The sequence below is a fragment of the Bartonella sp. ML70XJBT genome, from assembly GCF_028618425.1.
Lineage (GTDB): Bacteria > Pseudomonadota > Alphaproteobacteria > Rhizobiales > Rhizobiaceae > Bartonella.
In genome coordinates, this window is sequence record NZ_JAQISX010000011.1 from 1 (window position 1) to 20743 (window position 20743).

17 protein-coding genes and 1 pseudogene are annotated in these 20743 nt (G+C 38.3%); 6 read left to right on the forward strand and 12 right to left on the reverse strand.

All coding sequences use genetic code 11. The annotated features are described in order from the left end of the window. The first annotated feature begins 440 nt into the window (after positions 1–440). Positions 441–2420 (forward strand): M23 family metallopeptidase, encoded by a 1980-nt coding sequence (locus PVV65_RS05320; protein WP_273789468.1) that lies wholly within the window; start codon positions 441–443, stop codon positions 2418–2420. A 529-nt stretch (positions 2421–2949) separates the two neighbouring features. Here PVV65_RS05320 and PVV65_RS10020 read toward each other — a convergent pair. The 4 genes from PVV65_RS10020 to PVV65_RS05340 form a co-directional block, all read right to left on the reverse strand. Further along, positions 2950–3099: a hypothetical protein gene (locus tag PVV65_RS10020; RefSeq protein WP_404978392.1), complete on the reverse strand. Its 150-nt coding sequence runs from the start codon at positions 3097–3099 to the stop codon at positions 2950–2952. A gap of 98 nt (positions 3100–3197) precedes the next feature. Beyond that, on the reverse strand, positions 3198–4619 hold the full coding sequence (locus PVV65_RS05330; protein ID WP_273789469.1) for a sensor histidine kinase: 1422 nt from the start codon (positions 4617–4619) through the stop codon (positions 3198–3200). 224 nt (positions 4620–4843) lie between these two features. Then, on the reverse strand, positions 4844–5398 hold the full coding sequence (locus tag PVV65_RS05335) for an RNA polymerase sigma factor (protein WP_273755592.1): 555 nt from the start codon (positions 5396–5398) through the stop codon (positions 4844–4846). Between the two features lie 7 nt (positions 5399–5405). Continuing rightward, positions 5406–5609 (reverse strand): NepR family anti-sigma factor, encoded by a 204-nt coding sequence (locus PVV65_RS05340; protein ID WP_273789470.1) that lies wholly within the window; start codon positions 5607–5609, stop codon positions 5406–5408. A 166-nt stretch (positions 5610–5775) separates the two neighbouring features. Between PVV65_RS05340 and PVV65_RS05345 the strand changes: the two genes are divergently transcribed. From PVV65_RS05345 to PVV65_RS05365, 5 genes are all read left to right on the forward strand, one after another. Next, positions 5776–6570, forward strand: coding sequence for a response regulator (locus PVV65_RS05345; protein WP_273789471.1), 795 nt, complete (start codon positions 5776–5778; stop codon positions 6568–6570). Positions 6571–6592: 22 nt separating this feature from the next. Then, entirely contained in the window at positions 6593–7606 is a 1014-nt protein-coding gene (locus PVV65_RS05350; protein ID WP_273755595.1) for a sensor histidine kinase, read from the forward strand. 756 nt (positions 7607–8362) lie between these two features. Then, positions 8363–8551, forward strand: coding sequence for a hypothetical protein (locus PVV65_RS05355; protein ID WP_273755596.1), 189 nt, complete (start codon positions 8363–8365; stop codon positions 8549–8551). 78 nt (positions 8552–8629) lie between these two features. Beyond that, positions 8630–8995 carry a hypothetical protein gene (locus PVV65_RS05360; RefSeq protein WP_273755597.1) on the forward strand — a complete coding sequence of 122 codons (366 nt, stop codon included), beginning with the start codon at positions 8630–8632 and terminating at the stop codon, positions 8993–8995. A gap of 61 nt (positions 8996–9056) precedes the next feature. Further along, positions 9057–9485: a hypothetical protein gene (locus PVV65_RS05365; protein WP_273789472.1), complete on the forward strand. Its 429-nt coding sequence runs from the start codon at positions 9057–9059 to the stop codon at positions 9483–9485. 276 nt (positions 9486–9761) lie between these two features. Here the strand turns inward: PVV65_RS05365 and PVV65_RS05370 are convergent, their stop codons facing one another. The 8 genes and pseudogenes from PVV65_RS05370 to PVV65_RS05405 all read right to left on the reverse strand — a co-directional run bounded on the left by PVV65_RS05370 (position 9762) and on the right by PVV65_RS05405 (position 20649). After that, positions 9762–10514, reverse strand: coding sequence for a DUF4167 domain-containing protein (locus PVV65_RS05370; RefSeq protein WP_273789473.1), 753 nt, complete (start codon positions 10512–10514; stop codon positions 9762–9764). A gap of 1008 nt (positions 10515–11522) precedes the next feature. After that, a pseudogene (locus tag PVV65_RS05375) lies at positions 11523–11843 on the reverse strand (Arm DNA-binding domain-containing protein); the annotation flags it as partial. Positions 11844–12781: 938 nt separating this feature from the next. Next, the gene (locus tag PVV65_RS05380; protein WP_273789474.1) at positions 12782–13225 is read right to left on the reverse strand and encodes a hypothetical protein; all 444 of its coding nucleotides are present in this window, start codon (positions 13223–13225) and stop codon (positions 12782–12784) included. 2869 nt (positions 13226–16094) lie between these two features. Beyond that, entirely contained in the window at positions 16095–16382 is a 288-nt protein-coding gene (locus PVV65_RS05385; protein ID WP_273789475.1) for a hypothetical protein, read from the reverse strand. Positions 16383–16459: 77 nt separating this feature from the next. Beyond that, positions 16460–16660 (reverse strand): hypothetical protein, encoded by a 201-nt coding sequence (locus PVV65_RS05390; RefSeq protein WP_148255651.1) that lies wholly within the window; start codon positions 16658–16660, stop codon positions 16460–16462. A gap of 1375 nt (positions 16661–18035) precedes the next feature. Next, a complete protein-coding gene (locus PVV65_RS05395) occupies positions 18036–19040 on the reverse strand; it encodes a phage tail protein (RefSeq protein WP_273789476.1) in 1005 nt (334 codons plus the stop codon). Beyond that, positions 19037–20194 (reverse strand): tail fiber domain-containing protein, encoded by a 1158-nt coding sequence (locus PVV65_RS05400; RefSeq protein ID WP_273789477.1) that lies wholly within the window; start codon positions 20192–20194, stop codon positions 19037–19039. Before PVV65_RS05400 ends, PVV65_RS05395 begins: the two co-directional genes overlap by 4 nt. Then, positions 20191–20649 carry a hypothetical protein gene (locus PVV65_RS05405; RefSeq protein ID WP_404978394.1) on the reverse strand — a complete coding sequence of 153 codons (459 nt, stop codon included), beginning with the start codon at positions 20647–20649 and terminating at the stop codon, positions 20191–20193. The genes PVV65_RS05400 and PVV65_RS05405 overlap by 4 nt, the downstream gene beginning before the upstream one ends. Positions 20650–20743: the final 94 nt, after the last annotated feature.

Here is a 20743-nt window from a genome sequence, read left to right on the forward strand (position 1 = left end):
CCTCGTCAACGAACGCTATATAGAACCCTTTCCCCAAAAGAGTCAATATCATTTTTTACTTTTTTGTAAAAATATAACATTATAACAATAAACATCTATTTCAAGACATCTCAAAAAAATAACTAAAAATAAAATAAATAGGCTGACTTTAAAGGAAATAGAGTGCCTCATTGCAAGGCATGAAAAGAGGAACACCGCTAAAATGGGTTAATCATAATAGCTTTTATAGCCTTTGTTTGACACTCCTTTAAAGATTGCTTTAAAGAGATTTCTCAACATAAGGTTGATGGGGCATTATGGGATAAAAAGAATTTGCATGATCTGTAATCTGTTAATCAAATTCTTGTAGAAACGTGCTAAGCTATGTTAGCTTTTGTCATTTGATGTTTAATGCTTTTAATGCTTTCGTCATTTAATATTGAAAAGTGCGCTTACAATCTATGTGGGATAACGAACAACAAAAGAACGATCCCGGACAAGACCCTGCTCTTGTCATTAAACGCTTGCGCCCTGAGCGCAGGCAAGTTTCTGTCCGTTGGCTTACGGGAACAGTGCTAACGGGAATCACTTCCTGCATTCTTATGGGGATTGCACTTTTTACGGCTCTTGATGAACAACAGCGATTGGTAACACCGCCACAATGGTTTACAATAGATAATTTTTCACAAGCACAAGACCCTGAAGCCAATGGCTATAAAGGGGATCGTATTATGCCCACACATGCACGGCAAAGCTTCGATAGTAAACGCCAATTTGAACTATCAATTGTGCAAAAAAAAGGCGATGAAAAAATCATTCAAACACAACATTTTGAATGGATTCGCATGGCATTAGCCGAAAAACGTCCTCAGAAATATAGCTATCCCAAATTTGATTCTTTAAGCATTCTTGCCAGCGATTCGAAAACGCAAGGCGTCAATCTACAAGATTCCGGACAAATTTACGGTGCAAAAATCGAAACAAAACTCACCCTACGTAGCTATGATTTTAAGGTTAATCAATTCGATTTTAAGGACACCGATACGCTGACAGAGGAAGAAGCACAACAAGAGGTAAAAAAGGCTGGATTTACTTTAGAAAAAAGTAGTGAACTTCTTTCGGTCCTCACACTCATCGATCCTTTAAAATTAGAAGATGCCTCTTCTGATTCCCAAGGAACAGAATCTCCTGAAGTTCGAATCGTTCAAGAAAATGTAACCGTTTCTCCTCAAAATCAGCGGATCGATTTGGCGAAAAATTATGTTGAAGATATTATTCCTATTCGTAAAAAACAAAAAATCGCTGATGCTTTCAAAAAAACCAGTTACACAAAAAATCAAATTGAAAAAGTTGTGAGCACCCTCGAAAAATATAGCCTTTCCGATACGCTTAAAGAGGGGAGTTTATTGCGCATTGGTATCGTGACACAAGCTGGAGAAGAAGACCATCTCGTACGCGCAAGTATTTATCATGGGATGTATCATGTTCTCACCATTGCCCTCAATGATAAAGGTCAATTCATTGAAAGCACAGAGCCTAAGATGTCTAAAGCACTAAAAACGGCTTTTCAAAATGGTATTCCTCATTCTTATATCAATAGCGCACAATTACCAACGGCTTATGATGCACTCTATAGTGCTTTGCTCAGCCACAATATATCACAATCGCTTTCTTATCGTCTTATTCGTCTCCTTGCCACCAATATTGATATGAAAAGCCGAATAACCCCCAATGATCAGATCGAAATATTTTATGCCGTCCCCCAAAGTGATACAGAAAGCCAAAATGGTAAAAAGAAAGCAAAAAAAAGCTCTCAAAGCACTGATCCAGAAATTCGTTATATTAGTGCAACTTTTGGCAATACAACTTATAAATATTACCGTTATCAATTAAAAGACGGAAGCATTGATTATTATGATTCTGAAGGGAAGAGTTCAAAACCTTTCTTACTGCGAAAACCCACGCCCAATGGCATTTTCGGTTCCCCCTTTGGTCCGCGTAAACATCCTATTTTAGGCTATGTGCGCATGCATACAGGGGTTGATTGGGTAGCACCAAAAGGCTCACCTATTATTGCTGTAGGAGATGGTATTGTTACAAAAGTAGGCGTCACAGGCGGCTATGGAAACCATACGGAAATTCAACATGCGAATGGATATGTCAGCAGTTATTCACATCAAAGCCGTTATGCACCAGATATAAAACCAGGTGTGAAGGTACGACAAGGACAAATCATTGGCTATGTTGGGACAACAGGGATGGCAACCGGCCCCCATTGTCATTTTGAAATCATTGTCAATGGTGTCAAAGTTGATCCCATGCGCATCCGTATACCCGATAGCAAAGCCTTAACCAACCAAGACCTGCAAACATTCCTACAAGAAAAAAACAATATTGATTCCTTAATCAACAGTCCGATAAAACCCTCTGAAGAGACTTAAAGCATGGAAAGACCGTAATAAGTGTCTTTCTCACAAAAGCTTATCAATATAAAGTCTTTCAAAAAATATCTAAGAGTTTAAATGACCTCAAAAGTATTTCTGCGCTTAAAATATTTTAAAGGAGACGGGTACGCAAAAAATAGAGCAACGTTTTAAAATAGGTACAGCCTCTATCGCCTTATCAAGGTGTACAGTGGAAATATAAAAAAGAATGATGAGGGAGCATTTTAGCAAAAAAGATGAGCTTATGAGAAACTCAGCAATAAATATAATTATGATGATAGCTTTGAGTATTTTTTTCTCATCATAAGGCTAATTTTGAAAAATTTTCTTTTAAACAAATGGCTCATTATTTTAACGATTGATGCTGAGTTTTGATAAAGGAATGACAATTTTTGTCTCCCCTCCTAAAGAAGACGTTTCAAAAAGTGGTTTTTCACTAAATTGCATATAAAAGCGGTTTTACCACCACAGGCCAAGTCCTATTTTTTGTACTAAAGTTTGACTCTTCATTCCCACCCATCATCTTTTATAATGAATACCAATTGTCTATTGGGGCTTGAGGACCAGAGGAGATATAAATACGACATACCCGTTGATCAGGAAAAGCATGTTTTAAGGTATTGATCAGCCATTCACCCAAGATAATTCCAAGAGTTGTAGCATCTTTTGAAGACAAGCAAGACTTTCATGAATGGTGATGATTTTGCCAAGCTATCTTTATTTTCTTCTCTTGAAAACGAACAAACAAAGAAAATTTACACCTTTAAAAATTAATCAGAGATTTTTTTTGCACTCTTCGTGGCCCAGTTTTGGTAAAGGAATGACGATCTTTGTCCCTCCTAAAGAAGACGTTTCAAAAGCAGGTTTTTCACCAAATTGCATACAAAGCTGTTCCACCACCACACGACCAAGTCCTGTCTTTTGTTCTAAAGTTTGATTTTTCATCCCCACGCCATCATCTTCAACAATGAGCACCAATTGTCTATTGGCTTGAGGACCAAAGGAGATATAAATATGCCCCTCTCGTTGATCAGGAAAAGCATGTTTTAAGGAATTGGTCAGCAATTCTCCTAAGATAATTCCAAGAGTTGTAGCATCTCTTGAAGACAATCGACAATCTTTAAAGTCTGTGTGAATGGTAATGTTTTCACGCAATTCAAAAGGGACTGACAATTCGACATCATGCACAACAGAACTGAGAAAGTCAGCCAAGAAAGTCGTTTCCATATCATCACTCAAGCGCAAACGACGATGGGCTGTGGAAATTGTCTGAATACGATCTCGTGCAGCTCCTAAAACAGAACGGACTTCTTCATTTTTACTCCGACTTAATTGAAGCCCCAGTAAAGAAGACACCGTCCCAAGAGAGTTGCCGATACGATGACTTGCATCCTGCAACAATATTTCAACCCGTTGGCGTTCTTTCTCGGCGTGATTACGCGCTCTTTCTAATTCTTGGGTCCGTTCTTTCACACGGGCTTCAAGAGCAGCATTCTCACTATGAAGCAGCAATTGATACAATTTTAAAGAGCGCACATCACGATGAAAACGATTAATCACAAAATAGGCAGAAATAAAAGTGCTTACAACAGAAACAATCGCCGCCAATGTTAAAGCAGCCCGCATCAAAGCGATTCCCTCACGATGTTTTTGTCGCACCACATCATCACCATTAATAAAACTTGTCATCAATTGCGCTAAACGCGCCACTTGAATCTTCTGACTTTCAGAAGAAGCAGAAGGTTGAGAAGATTGATCAGGAACCGTATCAAGAGCCTGCATATGGGCATTCATAAATTCTTTTCGTGCTTCAACCTCGCCTTTAAAAGCCATAAACCATTCATCCCATTGCGGATGGGCATAAACAATAAGTGCGATATAATCGAGAATATCTCCCAACTCCCGCTCTGCATTTTCAAAGCGGACTTTATCTTCTGGTTTTCGAGTTTTTGCATAGCTGCGATCAGCAACAGCCATATCAATCAGGCTAATAAGCACCAAATCAGCCTGTTCGCGTAATTCTGAACTCGTATTTAACTGAGCAACTTCTCGATCAACAGCATTGGAAAGCAACATAATAAAAACCGATGCAAAAAGAGCCATCACGAGGGAAACAACAATTGCGGCCCATCGCCAGCGTGATATCGTTGCATCAGAAGAAGGCATTTGAGGCAGCAAATTTGTCTTTGTTGTCATAGAATTTCCATTGGCGAACTTGAAAGTCGTCATTTTTCAGTACAAAGGAAGGCAGCCTTATGGAACAAACACCAAAAGCCCATAAGAGCGTTTATATAGGCTTTTCTTGTGTTCCCAAGAGACACACACCAAACGTTCTGAATTTCCTCAGATACTGACTTTACTGTAATAGCTATAACGGGAATAAAAAAAACAAGGCTACGCATCATAATTATTATGCTTTTTTAGCCGTTAAATGAACACAATGTACTCCCAGCAGAATAAGAATCGGGACCATAATCGGACTCACCATTGACATGAAGAAGCTCCTGTAATCGATGACGCGCCCTACTCACACGGCTTTTAATGGTTCCAACGGCACAGCCACAAATAGCCGCCGCATCTTCATAAGAAAACCCTGATGCTCCAATGAGAATAATGGCTTCTCTTTGATCGGCTGAAAGCAGATTTAAGGCTTTTTTAAAATCTTGCAAATCAAGCGTTCCATATTGAGAAGGATGAACCGCAACATTTTGAGTAAATACACCATCAGTATCTTGAACTTCTCTCCCCTTTTTGCGCATTTGACTATAAAATTCATTGCGCAAAATCGTAAAAAGCCACGCTTTGAGATTGGTTCCCATCTCAAAACTATCTTGCTTAGCCCATGCTTTCATCACCGTATCTTGGACCAAATCTTCGGCTTTATCGTGCTTACCACTTAACGAAACAGCAAAAGCACGCAGAGCCGGCAATACCAAAAGGAGTTCTTTTTTAAAGTTTTTCGCGCATTTTGACATAAAGGGTTCAAACCTTTTTCACATTGTTTAAAGAAAATTGCTCTGCACGCTCCAACTTTTCTAAAAGCTCGAGCAAACGCCGTGGTAGCGCTTCTTCTTGAATTTCCATGTAAAATTGGCGTAATTTCCGTGCTATCTCACTGTTCGTCCCGAGAAGATCATCTTCAACTTTAAAGTGTGTGGTGAGATTTTTTTCATCACGGTCATTCATTTTTCATCCCCCTAATCCATATAATATCAGTAGCACCGCGAAGAATTTTTCGCCTTATGGTTGTAAATATAACTCTCAGTAAAAAGTTCCATACAAATTGGAACTTTTTTATCTGTTGAGAATTTCAACCAACGAAATGCTTGAAAGGTCAAAGGAGTTATAAATTATGTCATTATCAACGCGCATTGCCCCGCATCTTCCCTATCTTCGGCGTTTTGCCCGTTCTGTTACAGGCAGCCAATCCTCAGGCGATGCTTATGTATCAGCGATGTTGGAAGCGCTCATTGCCGACATTTCCATTTTTCCTAAAACACCCAGTGACCGGATTGGGACCTATTGGCTTTTTTGCCATCTTTTTGACCAAACCACCCCGAATATCCCTGAACCCCTGCCACAATTTGGGCTTGAACAAAAAACCAGTGCCAAATTATCCTATCTCACCCCCCGTGCGCGCCAAGCATTTTTGCTCATTGCCGTTGAAGGATTTAATGAACAAGAAGCCAGTGAAATCATGAATCTAGATACGAAAGAGTTTCGCAAGCTTCTTAACCAAGCCTCCATTGATATTTCTCAACAAATTGCTACAGAAGTGATGATTATTGAAGATGAACCTCTTATTGCACTCGATATTGAGCAAATGGTAGAAGGTCTAGGTCATCATGTTGTGGGCATAGCGCGTACGCGTGATGAAGCTGTCATCATGTATCATAAGAAAAAGCCACGGTTGATTTTAGCGGATATTCAATTAGCCGATAACAGTTCAGGCATTGATGCGGTCAATGAGATTTTGAAAAATGATCGTATACCGGTGATTTTCATCACGGCTTTTCCAGAAAGATTACTAACTGGTGAGCGTCCAGAACCAACTTTTTTAGTGACCAAACCTTTTAACCCAGATATGGTAAAAGCGCTTATTTCGCAGGCTTTATTTTTTCAAGAGAATGCTTCTAAAGCAGCTTAGAACAAAGTAAACCTCTTCCATTATGATCGTTACGCCTCTTTCAAAGCCTCCCATAGACAAATCTCATATGAGCGCGCTCATGCAAGCGATTCGTGGTGCTGATATTTGTGTTCTCTATCAGTCCACAAATCTGGTTTATTTATGGGCTGAAAACTTGCCGCACCATTTGCACCATAAATGGCGGGTTGGATGTCGTGACAGCGACTTTTTTTCACTTGACCTTGCAGATAATATGGAAACCATTAAATTGCAGGTTTTAGCCAATGGCAAAATGCAAACCGTTGAAGCACGTTTTGAAGATACGAGTAAACAAGAGATCTGGTACAAATTTTCTATTGATTGTCACCGCAATGATAACGGAGACATCATCGGTATTATTACCACCGGTGTTAATATTTCTGGCTTACGCCGGCGCGAACAAGTGCTTAAAATTCTCCTACGAGAAGTCAGCCATCGTTCTAAAAATCTTCTAGCGATCATTCAAAGTATTGCCAGCCAAACGGCTCGCTATACGGAATCCCTTCAGGTTTTCTTACGCAAATTTCAAGGTCGTCTTCATTCTCTTTCTCATTCTCAAGATCTGATCACCGATTCCGATTGGCGTGGCGCCCAATTTCGTGAATTGGTTCAAACACAAGCATTTGGCTATCTCATGAGAGAGACCGAACGTTTTTCACTTGAGGGTGTCAATCCTTATCTTTTTCCCAATGCCGCTTTGCATATTGGTTTGGCTTTTCACGAATTGATTGTTAATTCTCTTTCTTTTGGAGCCCTTTCGCAAGAAAAGGGAAGCGTTTGTGTGCGCTGTGAAATTGAAACAAAACTGAATGATAAAACGCACCTAATCATCACTTGGAATGAACACTTTGAATCCGGGTCCCCTCCCGAAAATAATAAGAAAGCTTGTTTTGGCAGTGCAGTTCTTGAAAAAATTGTTCCCATTTCTGTCAATGGTTCAGCTTCCTTCAAATGGACTAAAGAAGGGATTGTTTATTGCCTTTCTGTTCCAGATACTTATTTTGATATTTTTTCTTAAAAGAGCCTTTCAAACCATAAACTTCTTTCTTCAGAAAAATTTCTAACCTATTGAGCCCTGTTTTTCTTCAACCCAAAGGTATTTTCCCAACCTCGCAAAAAACTTAACAATGAAAATGCCACAATCAAAGCTCTCTCCCGCTGCCCATCAACGTCCATCCCTCCCATAACGGCCTATTAAACAGAAACCCAAACGATGAAGAACAAGCCGTTTCAGCTTTTTATATACCAAATCAAAACGGGCCTATTTCCCCTCTTTTTTGTATAACTTTCTTGTATAGTTCTTGCAGTTTTCATATCTTTTTATTTTGAATAAAAATGATGAAATTTCAAGAGTTAAAGCTAACCATCACGCTTTAGAGCTTGACGGAGCTTAAAGCGCATCTATGACAAAATCAATAAACGAATAAAAATTACACAATTTTAATGCTTTTATTTTTATTCTAATGCTTTTATTGATTGCATTCTCAATCCTCCTTTTCACGCAAAAGAAAACACCCAAAACAGAAGATACTTTTCTCTTCACACACTTTTTAAATATTTCTCAGGACCTTCAAGCTCATTTCAAAAACAGTATCTGTAAAGAGGGTCCTCTCCCCCCGTCAAGTGAACCATCAAGCCCTTTTGTACCCGCCATAGCCCTTACGGACTAAAAGCAGCCATTGGGCATCATTATACCCGCCATAGAACAAACCCATTATATTACTCCGTACAACAAACCTTTGACATTAGAGAGCATTCACAAGAGACATTTTTAGTGTTTTTAACATATTCAGCCACCAGTTTTTCCCACAAGCTTGGCTTTTTGGAAACAGCTTGGAAACAGCTTGGAAACAGCTTGGAAACAGCTTGGAAACAGCTTGGAAACAGCTTGGAAACAGCTTGGAAACAGCTTGGAAACAGCTTGGAAACAGCTTGGAAACAGCTTGGAACGAAAAAACTTTAAAAACGTTAAACAATGAAAAAGCCTTAAGGCTGACAAATTGGAGTCCATACTGTCAATTACTCATTTGGAAAATATTTTATGAATCCCCTTCTTTTTATTCTCTTATTGGTTTCATGTACGGATGATTTTAACCGTTGCTATTCCAACAATACAATGACTAAAATCTACCCAACGGCTCAAGCCTGTGAACAAGCTATGGTGCCTTCCATAAAAAAGTCTGCATTTTATGGACAACAAATTTTTGCCCAATGCATAAAAATACACCCTCATGTACATCAACAAAAAGTAAAATTGATCTGGTCTGTAACAAACCGCGGAGATTTCCTGCTTAAAAGCCCAAATGCCAATGACAAGAGATCAACAGTCCACAAAGAAGACATTTTACCAATATTGCCTTCTCTTCTGCGTTCTTCTTCCACAAACCTCTTGCAGAAAAAACTTTAAACGCATAAACCCATCAGATCTGAAAAAATAATCAATAGAAGACATGATGGATAATAAGCCAATGCAACCTTCAAAAGCCCCTCACACAGAGCAAAATCCTCAGCCCCAAGATCTCCCCTTAGATCCTGCTGTAGAGCGGGTGAGAAAAAAACTGATGGGTTTAATGATGATTTCCGTTTTAATAACGTTGTTCCTCATTCTAACCGTCCTGTTCTTAATCGTTTATAAAGTTACAACGGGATCAGCACCAAAACAAACAGAGCTCTCTTCCTCCAACAGCAAAAATCAACACGTTATCCACCACACGCTCTCTCTACCGAAAAAAACACAGATTTTGTCGCAAAGCCTGACAGACAACACTATTGTTCTAAAAATTTTAACCCCTGATGGACAAACAAAATTTATGATTTACAATTATCATACCGGTGCACTAATTGCCGTTCTTTCTATTGAAACGACAGAAGAAATATCAACGACAATACCTCATTAAGCAAGTCAATAACATCACCGGCTTACCCAGCATATTTAAGGGATTTAAACATTTTCCTCTGCTTCAAGATTGACCACTTGGGCGACGACGCGTTTTTCTCTGTATCCCCTCACTTCATCGAGATGAAGGGAAAAGCTTTCAAACAGTGCATTTCTATTCTTTAAAAAAAAACGGATATTGCCTGTGAAAACTCAAATGAAAGTGTAAGAAACCACACCTATACTCGTCATCATACCAACAGCATCATAAACACTTAATACAGCATGTTTAAGGGATTTAAACATTTTCCTCTGCTTCAAGATTGACCACACGGCGACGACGCGTTTTTCTCTGTATTCCATCACTTAATCCAGGCAAAGGAGAAGCCTCTTCTGTTGATGTTGATGCATCTCCATTTTTAGAGCTTTCTGCTGTTGTAAGAGAAAGCTCAAGGGCTGATTCGTCTTGAGTCCGTACCGTACGCCGACGCGGAGAACGACGTGTCTTCTTAACAGGTTCAACATTTTCCTCAGAGCAACTGTTCTCTTGACTCGTTTTCTCATCCGATAGAGCCTCGACAGCATTTTCACGTGCATCGCCATTTTGTACTTTGACATGTGAACCAAGATCTTTTTTTTGCGACTGTGCCTGCAATACATCTGTATCACACGCGACAGCATCTTTTTTTTGATCTTCAGAATCTATTTCACTGCATTCTTGCCCGTTGTTTTCCTCACAATTTTCATCACCACGGTTTTCATCACGCCGAGCCGATTGGGACATTTGCCCCGCTGCAGCTAAAATAATACGCAAATAGTGCTCAGCATGTTGTAAATAATTTTCTGACATCACGCGATCCCCGGCACCTTGTGCATCACGCGCAAGACTGATGTATTTATCGGCAATTTGCTGAGCATTCCCTCGAATTTTAACATCCGGACCGCTACTTTCATAATTGCGAGATAACGGGTTAGGACCGCGACGATTATTATTGTTATTACCATTATTATTATTGCGACCGCGTACCCGTCTATTTTGTTGTGGCCTCATCTTTATCCCTTTATTGGAGTGTGTGTCTTAATTGACTCTTCTTCATTGCATTATTTTTTAATAATGCTGATCATGTTTAACATACGCTTATCAAGCTATCCGCGTTTTGTTTTACTCAAACGAACCCTACTGATATTGATAAAAGCATATATTTTCTTGAAAATCACGAAACAGCAGGGAAATCATAAATCAAAAATTCCCTATTTCTCTGTCAACCAGCAGAAACCTAGTGATGTTCACATAAAATGCCAAGTGTTTTTTTTTAAATAAACCATATTTCATTAAAAAAATAATTACCTTGTGGAAAACAAAAAGGAGAACACACATAGAACATACCTGACAAAGAACAAAAACCTGCCAGAGAACACGGAAAGCTTTCCTTTTTCTGCCCTAAAATCACCTTTTGCTTTAAAACCACCGCTCCTAAAAACGCTGATATGCCTTCCCCCTCGTGCCCCAAACTCATAAGCACTTCTGCCCGAACAAGTCACTGCGCGAACCTCTTTATTGTATGAATATAGCCTCTCTTCACCGCTAAAACAACCCCTTGCGAGCGATAATTCACAATCGCTTCACAAAACCCCTTAGATTCTTATAGATAGATTAATATGAAGAATTATTCAAGCCCTATAATCACCAAGAGACCACACTCTTCTTTCTCAAACTTACCAACGATCCTCTCAATTTCTATTTTAACCCTATAGATTTTTAAGTGAACACCCTTCTTCATTGATAACAAATTGAGCCTAAAAGGAAAATAGTTAAATAAAAAACATTAAATTATTTTAAAAAAAACGATCAAAGGTTACACTTCCTTCAAAATCGGATTCTTCTCAAAAAAAATGTTCCCCCTTAAAGTCTATCAATAAGAATGGCATACCACATTTTTCTCTTATCACACTTTTCTTATATTCTTGTCTTAATCTAAGAAAATTGGAGAGTATAAAATATACCCATTTGCGCCCCAATAAAGCGCTTTACGCATAAAATACCTTGAAGGTTATACCCTTTCAAAGCATCTAGAGCAATATCTTTTAGATAATGGAGATTGATTACCTCACGCTTTTGTTTGTTGCGTTTTTAAATGGGGTCACGACCCTCACGTAAAACAGAACGCCACCCTGTTGCCAATTCACGGGCTTGTTTTAAAGAAACATTTCGCAACGCTCCCAAGCCCATTTCGCGACAACGTCCGTGAAGGGTATAACGATAAAGCCATTGAGCACCGCCATCTTTACACTTATGAAGTAACAAGCCGGCACCATCACACTATTTGCCAGCTCCCAATGTTGCGAAAGCCCTTGCATTAAGACGATTCCTAAGGACCATTTTTACTCCTTATCTTATACAAATTTAATCCACACACTCATCCCACTTGTGATGTGCAAATGAGTGATTTTAATTGATGCAACATAAACAGCTTTGAAATGAGAGAATCTTACGTTATTCGGGTCTTTAATTCCATATGAATAACGCTAGATTATCATTATAAATAAATATCTTATAAAAGATCAGAAATGTTTTCTACTCAGTTTTGTCATGTCTATTGATCCATGTTATATCTATTGATCCATTTGTCGTGTCTCTCAACTTAAGTGACCCTTAAAGGACGCGGATTCTTTCTCCACATTGGTCTGTCAACACTCCGAACTTTTTCAAATTTTTACAACAAATTGACTTATAAAGACCATTCATCTTTTTTGTCTTAAACTTTTATATTGAGTAAAAAAAACTTATACCGTAGTTTTTTTATCCTCAATCTGTTTCTTTTTGGATCAATCAAAATCATTGACTTGCATGTTACACGTAAGGAAAGCATGCGCAGAGTAAAAACAGAGAAAGAAAAAACTAAGGAAGCCTCTTATAGATCGTTTCAAAGGCCAAGCAAAAGCTATCCATAACATAAGAATGCCGCTTAGTTTGCACTTTTATGAAACGTGAAAGAAGGAGGATATTTGATAAATTTTATACCCTTCATGCGCACCTTCCCCATTTACCAAAGCACCATCGCAAAATGATCTTTCCACACTGTTATTTCCCTTAAATGAAAAGCGCACAGTATGTTTTCCTCAAAACGCACATGTCCCTTAAAATACTTTAAAGCGGCCCCCATGGGCTTATACGATCACGTCTTAAATGGACCAGGGCTTGTACAAAATAAACACATCTTATTGGTATAGAGGTTGTTGGTAATAAAGGCAAAGAGCAATGAAGCGTTTTTTATCTTTTCATTAAAATTCGCACTCTTTCAATTTTTCGTGTCCCCCCTAAAAGTAATTGCGTTTTCTGCCTTTTTCATTTTCTTTTTCATTGAGAAAACAATCCCGTAAGAGAAAATAATTTCCATCCCCCGGTCGGACCATTGCCAAACATTGTTTTTTTGTCGTATCAGAAAGCTTATCCCACATTTCACGAATAGCAAAATAGGCCTCACTTTCCAAATTAAGACAATGCTGATAAACTTCTCTTTTCATATCGGGCATCACGGAAGCAGAAATTTCCTTGCAATACACACGCAAATCAAAGACAGGAATAGCCAATTCAACAGGCGCTTGTTGTGCTATTTTTTTGTGAGAAGAAAAATAACTGACCGCCTTTGCAAAAATAAAACACAAAATTACAATACAAAAGAGTATCACACAAACAAAAGCAATCTTGCGATATAATCTTTTAAAATAAGCCTTTTGCCTTGCACGGATTCTTTTTTCCATAAAGACTATACCCTTTAAAATTCCAAGAGAATCTTTTTACAACCCCAAATGATAAAAGCACTTTTTTACACAATACAGGGCATAACAGCAAATGATCAATAGACTTAAAGACGCTTTTTCTCTGTAGCATTAATATTTTTACTATTTTTTATCATAGAAAACTCTTATGAAAAATTTTCCTCCTTTATGAAAAAACAAAGATTCTTCATCCATCGCACTCTGTAAACAATTCGCCTTCGTTAAGACACGTTCCATTTATGGATAAAGAATGTTCATTATTTTGTATGTTGAATAAGAAATCTGCCTATCATAGGATTTTCTCATTTCAAATCTGTTTTCCCTGTTATACCCGTAAAATCACTTGATTTAACGTTACAATGCGGAGCTAACGCATCTATCAAAGACTGTCCAAGAAAGGCATGCCTCTAACCGTCTTAAGTTCTAAGAGCTTTTCGCAAATATTATGAGCTAGAAAAGTGGATGCCAGCATACTCTTTTTTATGAAACATAAAGAGAGAAGAATCCTATCCATTTTATTCACGTCATGGGGGCTGGTACCATTCAAGCCCCCTCACGAAATGAGCTTAAGAGGAGGATAACTCTTTAAGGTTTATCGCACATTGTGGACTAGAAAATATATTGATCTGTTTTCTCAGAGAGGGGTATGATCCCCCAAAGATACGTGAGAAACATAAAATGTAAAACATGATCTATTTAAAAGATATGGCGCATTTTGAAAGCCGTAAAGCAAAAAGGTACTGACAAGACGCGTAATTGTCCGCCTTTACATTTTCAATGAAGGCCGTCTCGCCATTTTTAGAAATAAACACCCCATCGAACATATAAAAGCTGGAGTCTCGGATAGAGGTGCGCCCATCTTAATCTGAGAGATCTTATTTGTTTTACGCTCTCTCAAACACACTTAGGATTTTGATACTGATTAAAAACAACAAAAAACTGCACTTTCTTAAGAAAAAAACGCGTTAAGGTTACAAACAGCAATGAGTTGAAACAACCCGTTTTTTTTCAAACTCGCTGTAAAACAACAATGGCAATATCATTAATAACACTGATCAAAATATTCATGCCCATCTCTTGCCTTTAAAGTCCCCTTCCTTCTAGATTTTTTATACCTCTTCTCTTGTATCACCCACTTGTGTCCACCTCTCTTATATCCGATTTTTGTCTCTACCCCCCCTACTGCATAAACTTGTCTCCTCTGCATAAAGATAAAAGGAAAGACAGTCGCAAACTTGCAAAGATGGAAGGAAAACGTAACAGCGTTTTGGGAGATTTTTTGTCCAAAGCATAAGACGTTCTGAAATAAAGATCCTGTTGTCGCGTAATGTTTTTTCTGCTGTCGATAAAGTCTTCTTAAGCACCCCATATTTTCTATCACAAATTATGCAACAAAAAGAAAAGATGCAACAAACAGCGCTTGATGTATTATGGTTCACATGCGTTTCGTTCCCATTTGCGTGGATTGACGCACAAAATTCACTTAGACTTTCCCCTTTGGCTTTCCCCTCTTATAAGATCTCTAGAAAAAAGCTTTATTTTATAAAGTGTTATGGATAAAATATACTCGCAAAGTTCAGTAGATGATGAAAAAAATCTTATTTAGATGAAGCTCTACTCCCTCATATTTAACACACACGAACACTCATGTGTAAAATCTTACACGCCTCCTCCTCAAAGGAATATCGCGACAACGGGAGAAAAGATTATTGATGTAAAATTCCTCACAAAATTTTTCATACAGGGTGTTTTCATGCAGGGTGTTTTCATGCAGGGGATTCCCAAATAAAGACTTCTCACATAAAGAAAAAGAATAGATTTTCCGATCAAAATCAACAAACTCTATTAAAAACACATTGGCATTGTTCGCCATCTAGCATTTATGAGAATATCTCCACGCCGCTTTCTCCATTGCCGCTTTCCCCATGCCACTCTCAACCAAAAAAGAACAAAGATCCTTTACACTTCAACGCCCTTAAAGACAACAAACGTAAAGAAATAAAAAAACACCTGCATTTTTACTTTAAACGCCCCTATTGAGATAAAAATGCCCAAGATTTTAGAGATTTCATTGCAAAAGAACGTCACAAAATACAATAATGAGAACAATGAAATAAAGGATCTAAAGCCATCCCCAAAATACAGATCGAGTATTCAGCCTATGAGGCAATAAAAAAAGCCACACCATTAAATGGTGTGGCTTATGAATAGAGATATAATTTAAATAACATAAAAAAAGAAATCAATAAGCAATATTTATACACAAAACGTATAGTATTGCAATATTTTTAATTATATTTATAAAACTTATCCAGAGATAAGTATAAAGCCAGAGATAAGTATAAAGAATGAGCAATGAAAGCACTTTTTTATCTCATTCATCTGAATGAAAAAAAGCCTGTTGTCTCTCTTATCGCTTTAACCATATGAAGAATAATATCTTTTTATTGAAGGAGACCGTTTGCAGTAAAACAGACTTTAAAAACAAAATATATTTAATAAATCAAACCACTTTGTTGATTTGTCTTAAGAAAACGCACGCGTAAACACTCCGTTTAAGCACAAGGAATGATTTATAATGATCGCATCTTAAAGGAGAGATCCAAAGTCATAAGATTTTCTCATTTTCAAACTTATTTCTCTCTAGGCTTCAAAATTTATCTATAAGGCTTGCCTTATGCACCCTCATCACACGCCCTTACCTTTTTCAAAAACATCATGATAAACTTTTCTGAAATAATGCTTTTGTTCTTGAAGATGCACGCTCTATCAATTTTGACATTTTTAAAAACATTTCAAACGCATAGAAATTCCATACTCCACCGAAAATAGAAATAAGGTTTCTCTTTATCTATACACCTTCAACGCAGACATATTGCTTATGATCACTCTTTTCTATTTTCGCTTTTTTAAAAAAGAAGCAATACCCAAAAGCCCCAGAAAGAAGTCCCTCTAGAATCCAATAGGGATGTTTTGACCAATATTGCTGTGTATTTCTAGCGGCTTTATGTGTTGTAATTTCTGAAATAAAAGAGCTATAATCTTTTGACAGTCCAAGTATTATCAATTGTATTGTCAATTGAGAAACAAAACCACTTTTATCGACAGATGATTTTATTTTAATTTCTGATGCATTCATCTTAGTCTCTGGTAGGTTATTCCGCCGCTTACAATCCTATTCATATTGCTTTGATCATTTTCTTTCATATTTTACTTCTATTTGATACCGATAATATCAAGCAGATCTACCCTATCTTCTAAAGCATCCATGCGCTTTGAAATTTTTTTCATATCCTTATATGCTTTTTTCAACAATGCGTTCAAAGGAGCATGGCCCATTCTCCCGCTGGCATAAAGCACCACACGAATACATTCAGGATCATCAATATCTGCAATAGAAAATGGAAAAAGTGCCATTATATCCCCCTTTTTGAACAGCTCCATGGAGCATTTGAGTCTTTTTTCCCTTTGTCCGACTCTTTCATTTTTCATTAAACTGCATTAAACGCTTTTGAAAAAAATTCCTTTATCGGAAGCCTTTACAAAACATTTTTTTTAATTATTTCTGTTTTCCACCTAAAATGGTGATTTTTCCTCCCTATCCGCCCAACATGCATAATGACATGGCATACTTCGTCGACTTCTTCCAATAGAACAAAGCAAACCTAAAGCGATCTTTAAACGATAGTCTGGAAACAAACCGGCCTTTTAGTCTAGCGGGATTTTGGACTTTTCCGGTCAAATGCTCTCTATCACCACTTCTCAAAGAATTGAGATTTCATGAAGGCTCTCCAAGCAAATCCTCAATGTCACCCACACATAAAAAAACACTCTAGCTTTAACTACTTCTCAAACAAGGATATTTTACGGCATAACGGGATAAACAATTATCTAACAGATTTTCTCCTCGCACACTCATTCTGTTTTAAAAAAATTGGCTGACAAATACAAAATACCCTCTTTCAAAGAACAGTTCAAATTCTCAGCCAAGCGTTATAATAAATCACGAACTTGCTTGCACAAACAAATCACCCGTTTTAAAAGCAAAGAGCGCTTTCTTCATACACTGCCAAGGGGAAGCCGCTCCATTTCACCTTCCTGTGCCTTAATACATCATATTTGTTGACCGCCTCCCAACATCTTCAAAGGACGAAGATTTTAAACCCCACATCAGTTTGTTAACAATCAAACGGCTCTAAAAGGATTTTATCTGCTGATCACTCACTTGCTATGACTCACTTGCCATAAAGCTCTATGAGTTCTAAGCTCTAGAAATAAGTCCTGCTCTGCAGATTTGCTTATGTATGCATACTGACGAGATATCATTACCTTCAATGATAGCGTTTTAATGATCGTCTTTTATGACTTCATAAAAAATTATCTCTGCACTTTTTATCATTACCCATCAAAGCTCTAAACCCACTGCACGAGACGATATATCACGAGCTAATAAGAAAAAGACACGCAAGAAAGAGAGAGTGGATAAAACCTTTAATTTTTTAGACCAAAAAAAGCAATGAAATGAAGATTTTCTTCTCTCTATGATCCCCTTCCCTCTATGAGCCCCTCTCATCAATGATGAGAGTCTTGATTTTTTAAAGAGCAATAGGCAAAAAGACCTTATATCTCCAACAAAGGCGGTACAAAAAGTAAAATCATAAAAGAGGAGGGATCATTTTTTCAGGAGTATCTCACAGCTTTCTGCAGGATAGATTCGATAAGGCTTTTTTTTATAATAGAAGATTTTACAACCCTTTTGCTCTCTCTTTTATCTCTCTTAAAGCTTTCACTCTCAGGCTTTTATCGCATAAACCACCGCCATATTAACAGGACGTGTTTCATCTCCTCCTGTTTTTTGCAACAAGACCTTATGTTCATGCTCTCCGGCGGGATCTGTTAACATATTTTTTCTGAGCAGTACAGATACATACTCTTGAGTACTCCCCCAACCGTGGATGATAAGATTGTTTTCAGCCTCTGACAAACTATGCTGGTGTTTACCTGCCGAATCTGTTTTTCCTTCATGGGTATGGGCTTTAAAAGATTCTTCTTGTCGACTTCCCAAAAGACGTCCTTTATCAAGTTTTTTTCCACTATCGAGCCCCCGTAAAAACATTCCCCGCAAATCGGGAACATTAAATGTTGTTTTCCCATCTCCTTTTCCCCATATTTCCCCCAGAACAGCAAAGAGATTGGCATAGCTCTTTCGCGAATATTCTTTCCCATCACACAGCAGCCACCCAGAGGGTATTTTTTCACTCGCAAAAGTTCCAATAAATCCAGATGAAAAAGATTCAGGTAAAGGAGGAAAGGGCGGAATTTCAGGAAGTTTTATGGTAGGATTGGTTAAAAACCAACCATCAGCATTTTTCCCAGCAATATCATGCGTATAGACGAGTTCATAAAGCCCTCCCTTTTGTATTTCTCCCCCCTTTAAAGGCATGATCCCCTCTGGCGTTGCCATATAGGTTGGTCTTGAGGGTAATTGATTTAAAGAAACATTTGTTATTCCTCTATTGACGCCCTGTGCTTTAAAGCGCACCACAATGCCATCCATATACGTCTCAAAAAAAGACTTTGTCGCCAAACGAAGGGCTGTTTTTTTATTCTCCCTATCAACCGTAAACTGTGTTTCAATCACGCCCCCATTATCCAACAAATATTCTTTGATACGTTGCATCATAGCGCGCGCACTATCATTGACTGAACTTGGCGGTTGCCCTTCAGCCCAGTTTATACTCTCATCGACATAAGCATTTTCTGACGCGATGATTGACCAATCATAAATCGAACTCATAGGAGACACTCTTTTTGCAAAAAGGAAAGACGCGCAAAAATGGAAGAAAAGAAAGCCACAATTTTATTTTTAGATTCTGGTTTATTTTTAGATTCCGGCCTTTCTTCCATTTTTATTTTCTTCATTTTCAAGCCTATTTTGTCATAATCCACATGGAGTAATTTTGTTTTCGCATTGACAAAAACCGCTTCAGGCTTCACACGCAACACGTCTTGTGCCAGAACACCCTGGTAGCGTTGTGGATTTCCTTTATAATTAAAGCGATAAAGAGGATATCCTTTTTTCTTTCCCACAAGGGTAATATTTTCTTTTGCTCTCACATCACAAAGCCCTAGAATTCCTCCAACCAATCCCAGCACCTGCTGCGCGTCACGCAATGGATCTTTTGTCACAGAAGGGATTGTTGTCGATTTTCCGGAAGTTGTTCCGTAATTTCCAGCCGCCTGTGTTCCGATCTGTAACAAACGTTCCAACCGGTTCCAATCTTGATTATCTTTTTCTGACCATTTTTGACGCTCCGCATCTAAGATATTTTGACGGTTGAGATCTTGAATCATCCCCCCTTTCAGAGCATTTCCTTGCACATTACTCTGTCCTTGATAATAGGCATTTGCCGCATTCACTTGATCAAGCTGAGAGCGATCAATCATCTGATTTGCGTTCATCATATTACCAATATCTTGATTATATTGCTGTGCTGCTGCATTTGTTGCCAAAGCGCCTAACTCATCGGCGAGTACGCCGGTATGGGCTCCAGAGCCATAACGCCCCGCCCCAGACATCGATTGGTTAATGGCGTCAGAAGTTTTATTCAAGGCATTTTGCAATGCCATATTAAATTTACTATTGCTTCCAATCCAATTTCCCTTCGCCATACTGGAAAGATTTGTGGCGGTGTTGGTTGGTGCATTTAACCACTGTGTTAGCGCAGGATTATTATAAAGCCCTGCTGCTTGTTGTAAACCGTTCAGTGCATTTTGTGTCATATCGCTAAGACCCGCAACGCGCTCTCCTTGATAAACATTTCCACCAATTCCCTTTTTATAAAGCCCCTGTGCATCTGCACTGGCTTGTTTAAAAATATCCGCCGCCCAAGCAGGGGGGGCATTTGTTTGTGTTGTCGTCTGCACTTGAGGTGTTTTTTTTCTACTCATAGACCCAGAACCTTTCTATATTGAATAAGATTACGAGAATATCCTTGATGAGCGAGCTTTTTCGCCCACCCAATTCTTCCAAACATATGTATTTCTTCAGCCTTGATTGTTCGCGCCCATTTTTCGACCTCATCAATCAATTTGACCAATTTCAGCCCTCCCTCTCCAGCCAAATCTGAGAGAATGACGCATTTTTTCCCCGTATGGGTACTTTCAACTTTGGTGATTGCAAAAGCACTAAAGTGAATTTTATTTTTTAAGACCAGCCATAATTGAGCTTGTCCTATAGCAATTTCTTCAGCAATTTTTTCCAGACAAACATCATCCGGAAAACGCTGAGCATATTTTTTTAATGCCGCATTAAGACCCTCTTGATAGGGCGCTATTTTTTCCCATGACCAGTGCTGTGTTAGGTGAGCAGAATACACATCTTGATGATCTTGATGATCTTGCATCATGATTTTAGCTCTTTTAATTTTTTCACGCACACCGAACATCCCCCTTACGCCGTCCCCCACGCACTCCTATTTACCCCACACCTTTCAAAAG

Coding starts and splice junctions, on each gene's coding strand:
- PVV65_RS05320 (WP_273789468.1), top strand. CDS start 441: ATGTGGGATAACGAACAACAAAAGAACGATCCCGGACAAGACCCTGCT.
- PVV65_RS05330 (WP_273789469.1), bottom strand. CDS start 4,619: ATGACAACAAAGACAAATTTGCTGCCTCAAATGCCTTCTTCTGATGCA.
- PVV65_RS05335 (WP_273755592.1), bottom strand. CDS start 5,398: ATGTCAAAATGCGCGAAAAACTTTAAAAAAGAACTCCTTTTGGTATTG.
- PVV65_RS05340 (WP_273789470.1), bottom strand. CDS start 5,609: ATGAATGACCGTGATGAAAAAAATCTCACCACACACTTTAAAGTTGAA.
- PVV65_RS05345 (WP_273789471.1), top strand. CDS start 5,776: ATGTCATTATCAACGCGCATTGCCCCGCATCTTCCCTATCTTCGGCGT.
- PVV65_RS05350 (WP_273755595.1), top strand. CDS start 6,593: ATGATCGTTACGCCTCTTTCAAAGCCTCCCATAGACAAATCTCATATG.
- PVV65_RS05360 (WP_273755597.1), top strand. CDS start 8,630: ATGAATCCCCTTCTTTTTATTCTCTTATTGGTTTCATGTACGGATGAT.
- PVV65_RS05365 (WP_273789472.1), top strand. CDS start 9,057: ATGCAACCTTCAAAAGCCCCTCACACAGAGCAAAATCCTCAGCCCCAA.
- PVV65_RS05370 (WP_273789473.1), bottom strand. CDS start 10,514: ATGAGGCCACAACAAAATAGACGGGTACGCGGTCGCAATAATAATAAT.
- PVV65_RS05380 (WP_273789474.1), bottom strand. CDS start 13,225: ATGGAAAAAAGAATCCGTGCAAGGCAAAAGGCTTATTTTAAAAGATTA.
- PVV65_RS05385 (WP_273789475.1), bottom strand. CDS start 16,382: ATGAATGCATCAGAAATTAAAATAAAATCATCTGTCGATAAAAGTGGT.
- PVV65_RS05390 (WP_148255651.1), bottom strand. CDS start 16,660: ATGGCACTTTTTCCATTTTCTATTGCAGATATTGATGATCCTGAATGT.
- PVV65_RS05395 (WP_273789476.1), bottom strand. CDS start 19,040: ATGAGTTCGATTTATGATTGGTCAATCATCGCGTCAGAAAATGCTTAT.
- PVV65_RS05400 (WP_273789477.1), bottom strand. CDS start 20,194: ATGAGTAGAAAAAAAACACCTCAAGTGCAGACGACAACACAAACAAAT.
- PVV65_RS05405 (WP_404978394.1), bottom strand. CDS start 20,649: ATGCAAGATCATCAAGATCATCAAGATGTGTATTCTGCTCACCTAACA.